Annotated in this window: 4 protein-coding genes; 2 read left to right on the forward strand and 2 right to left on the reverse strand. The window is 69.9% G+C overall.

What is annotated here, in order from left to right; all coding sequences use genetic code 11:
• Positions 1–349, forward strand: a 349-nt coding sequence (locus Q0716_RS09870) for a 1-acyl-sn-glycerol-3-phosphate acyltransferase (protein WP_366139731.1), incomplete at its 5' end; no start/stop codon positions are given.
• Positions 350–395: 46 nt separating this feature from the next.
• Entirely contained in the window at positions 396–1463 is a 1068-nt protein-coding gene (locus Q0716_RS09875; protein ID WP_299022736.1) for a DUF475 domain-containing protein, read from the forward strand.
• Between the two features lie 25 nt (positions 1464–1488).
• Here Q0716_RS09875 and Q0716_RS09880 read toward each other — a convergent pair whose 3' ends face one another.
• Together Q0716_RS09880 and Q0716_RS09885 are read right to left on the reverse strand one after the other, a co-directional pair.
• A complete protein-coding gene (locus tag Q0716_RS09880) occupies positions 1489–2772 on the reverse strand; it encodes a M20/M25/M40 family metallo-hydrolase (protein ID WP_299022738.1) in 1284 nt (427 codons plus the stop codon).
• Between the two features lie 22 nt (positions 2773–2794).
• Positions 2795–4031: hydantoinase/carbamoylase family amidase (locus tag Q0716_RS09885; protein WP_299022741.1), on the reverse strand; the 1237-nt coding region annotated here is incomplete at its 5' end.

Raw genomic sequence — 4031 nt, forward strand, 5'->3', positions numbered from 1 at the left:
GGCGATCTTTCCGGAAGGCACCACCAGTGACGGGCGCGGTGTGTTGCCGTTTCACGCCAACCTGCTGCAGGCGGCGCTCGCGACCGACAGTCCCGCGCTGCCGCTGGGCATCGCCTACCGCCCTGCAGGCGCCAGCCCCGAGGCGTTGCAGCGCCACGACGCGCCCGTCTACGTGGGGGACGACACGCTCATCGCGTCCCTGTGGCGTGTGCTGACCGCGACCGACCTGTGCGCCCACCTGCACTGGGGCGAGCCACAGCGCGCCGATGGGCGCGACCGGCGCACCTGGGCTGGCGATTTGCGTGGCGCCGTGGCCACCTTGGCCGGGCTGCCGCCGCCCAACGTCTAAACCCAGCGCCGAAATTTCGCGACAATCGCGGGTTTTCCCCATAGCCATGCCGCTGCACCCCGCCCGCGGCGCAGGAGTCGTTTTCGTGCTCAAGGATTTTCGCTTTTCGCTGTTGTTTTCCGCCGTCTGCCTGGGGCTGGCGGCCTGGTGGGGTGTGCAGTCGCCCCTGGGCCTGTGGGCCGCGCTGTGGCTGACCGCGGTGCTGGCGGTGCTCGAAGTCAGCTTGTCGTTCGACAACGCGGTCGTCAACGCCAGTGTGCTGCGCGGCATGAGTGCGCTGTGGCGTCAGCTCTTTCTGACCGTGGGCATCCTCATTGCCGTCTTTGGCATGCGGCTGGTGTTTCCCATCGTCATCGTGGCCGTCTCGGCGGACATCGGCTGGGCCGACACGGTGCGTCTGGCCCTGCAACAGCCCGACGAATACTCGCGCGTGCTCACGCAGGCGTATCCGGTCATCTCGGCGTTCGGCGGTGTCTTCCTGTTGCTGGTGTTTCTCAACTTTTTGTTCGACCGTAACAAAGAGACGCACTGGCTCGGCCCTCTGGAGCGGCCACTCGTGCGAGCAGCCAAGTTCGACGAGATCAGCGTCTTTATCGCGCTGCTGGTGGTGTTTTCCACGCGCTGGTGGGTGCCCGAGGCAGAGCAGATGCGCGTCTTTGTCGCGGGCATTGCGGGCATCGTGCTGTACCTGGCAGTGGACGCGGTGGGCGCGCTGTTCTCAACCGAAGAGGCTGGCGAAGCGGCCGTGGCGACCGTGCAGCGCAGCGGTTTTGCCAGTTTTCTCTATCTCGAGGTGCTCGACGCGTCGTTTTCATTCGACGGCGTCATTGGCGCTTTCGCCATCACCAAGGATGTGGTCATCATCATGTTGGGGCTGGCCATCGGTGCCATTTTCGTGCGCTCGATGACGGTCTATCTGGTCAAACGCGGCACGCTGCAGGCCTATGTCTACCTGGAGCACGGCGCACACTATGCCATCGGGGCGCTGGCGGCCATCATGATCGTGGGCACCGTGGTGCACGTGCCCGAGGTCATCACGGGGCTGATCGGCATCGTCTTCATTGCCGCGTCGGTCGTGTCGTCGGTGCGCGAGCGGCGGCGAGCGTCGACGTGAGTGCCGGTGGTCGCCACCACCTGCCTCATCCGGCCAGCAGATCGGCCAGCGCGCGCGCCACTACCCTTGTGGCGCGGCGCAGGTCTTCCAGCACCAGGTGTTCGTCGGCGCGCTTGGCGTTGGATTCGCGCACGGTGCGCGGCCCCGCGCCATAGATGACGCCCGGAATGCCGCGCGCCACGTACAGCCGTACGTCGGTGTACAGCGGCGTGCCCACAGCCGGGATGGCCTCGCCCAGCACGGCCTGCGCGTGGCGCTGCAGCGCCTGCACCAACGGCTGCGCCCCGGGCAGCGGGCGCATGGCGTGTGCCAGCAATGTGCGACGCACCTGCACGCGCAGCGCGCGCCCACCGCGCGGGGGGGCAAAGTCGGCTGCCGCCTCGGCGATCACGCGGCGCAGCTGTGCCTCCACCTCGGCGGGGTCTTCCTCGGGGATCATGCGCCGGTCGAGCCGAAACACCACTTTGCCTGGCACGACATTGGTGTGTGTGCCGCCGTCGATACGACCCACGTTCAGGTACGGATGCGTAATGCCCTCCACCCCCGATCGCACTTGCAAATAATCGGCGTTGAGGCGGTAGAGCGCCTGCAGGATGTGGACGGCCCCCTGCAGCGCGTCCGTGCCCGTGTCGGGGATGGCCGCGTGCGCCATCTCGCCTTCCACCGTCACTTCCAACTGCAGGCAGCCGTTGTGCGCCGTCACCACCTGGTAGGTAAAGCCCGCCGCCAGCAGCAAGTCGGGCTGCGTCAGGCCCTGCGCCAGCAGCCAGCCCGGGCCCAGCTCGCCGCCCATTTCCTCGTCGTAGGTGAAGTGCAGCTCCACTGCGCCGCGCCGCGGGCGGGCCACCGCTTCCAGCGCGCGCACGGCAAAGGTGTAGGTGGCAAAGTCGCTTTTGCTCACCGCGGCCGCGCGCCCGTACAGTTTGCCGTCCACGATTTCGGCGCCATACGGGTCGTGCGTCCAGCCTTCCCCCGGGGGCACCACGTCGCCATGGGCGTTGAGCGCGATGACCGGCCGTGCCCGCTCGCCTGCGCCGTAGGGTCGGCGCACGATCAGGTTGGTGATCGACGCCAGCCCCGCGGCCTGCACCTGCTCGGCGGGCACCGGGTGGCGCTCCACTGCCCAACCCATCGCTTCCAGCGCGGCAGCGGTGATCTCGGCGTGGCGGGCGTTGTCGCCGGGCGGGGTGTCGGTGGGCACGCGCACCAGGGTCTGCAAAAAGCGTACCTGCTCGTCGAAGTGCGCGTCGATCCAGGCGTCCAAGGCGGCGTAGTCGGGGGTGGGGTCAGTGGTGGCGGGGGTGGTCATGGGCAGTGCCGGGGCAGGGGGGTCAGGCCACCGTCTCGGCGGCCAGGTCGTGCAGCAGGCGCTCGAACGCCTGCACCGCGCATTCGATGTCGTCGCTGGTGGTCGACTCCAGCGGGTTGTGGCTGATGCCGTCGTGCTCGCCGCGTACAAACAGCATCGCTTGGGGGAGCAGGCGGTGCATCATCATGGCGTCGTGCCCGGCGCCGCTGGGCAGGTGCAGCACCGGCAGGCCCAGCGCCGCCACGGCGCGCTCCCAGCGCGCCTGCCATGCCGCATCGCTGGGGGCGGCGCTGGCACGCACCGTCTCGCGCAGGGCCAGCGTCAGCCCGCGTCGCTCGGCAATCTCGTGCGCCGCAGCCAGCACCGCTTGCGCGAGCTCGTCGCGCGCGGCGTCGGTGGGGGCGCGCACATCCAGGCTGAAGCGGCAGCGCCCCGGCACCACGTTGATGGAGCCCTGCGGCACCTCCAGGATACCCACCGTCGCCACCGTGCCCGGGCGCTGCTGTGCCAGCCGCTCCACGGCCAGCGTTAGCTCGGCTGCGCCCGCTGCCGCGTCGCGCCGCTGCCCCATGGGCGTGGTGCCGGCGTGGCAGGCCACGCCGCCGTACTCGCCCAGCCACCGTAGGCTGCCGTTGATGCTAGTGACCACCCCCAGCGGCCGGTGGGCGCGCGCCAGTACCGGACCTTGCTCGATGTGTACCTCCACAAAGCCCAGGTAGTGCGCCGGGTCGCGGCGGCAGGTGGCGATCGCCTCCCACGTGCCCGGCAGGCCCGCTTGCTGCATCGCTTGCGCCATCGGGATGCCCGCGGCGTCGGTCAACGCCAGCCAGGCGGGGTCGAACGCGCCCACCAACGCCGCCGAGCCCAGAAACGTGGCGGGGTAGCGCTGGCCTTCCTCCTCGGCAAAGGCGACGATCTCGATCCCAAACGGCAGCCGCTGTCCGCGCGCGTGCAGCCGCTGCACCGCCGCCAGCGCCACGCCGATGCCCAAGCGCCCATCGTGCGGCCCTGCATTGCGCACCGTGTCGTAATGGCTGCCGGTCAGCAGCCAGCGCGCCGCGGATCGTTGCGCGTGGTAGCGGCCCACCACGTTGCCCACGGCGTCGTGCGTCACCTCGTCGCAGCCCGCCTCGCGCATCCACGCGGCCAGCGCGGCCGCGCACGCGCGGTGCGCCGGGCTCAGGTACGTCGCCGTCAGGCCATCGGCGCTTTCGCTGTGGCGCGCCAAGGCCGCCAGTCGGTCCCATACCGCGTGGCCG

This window comes from uncultured Tepidimonas sp. (genome assembly GCF_938045175.1).
GTDB lineage: Bacteria > Pseudomonadota > Gammaproteobacteria > Burkholderiales > Burkholderiaceae_C > Tepidimonas.

Coding starts and splice junctions, on each gene's coding strand:
- Q0716_RS09875 (WP_299022736.1), top strand. CDS start 396: ATGCCGCTGCACCCCGCCCGCGGCGCAGGAGTCGTTTTCGTGCTCAAG.
- Q0716_RS09880 (WP_299022738.1), bottom strand. CDS start 2,772: ATGACCACCCCCGCCACCACTGACCCCACCCCCGACTACGCCGCCTTG.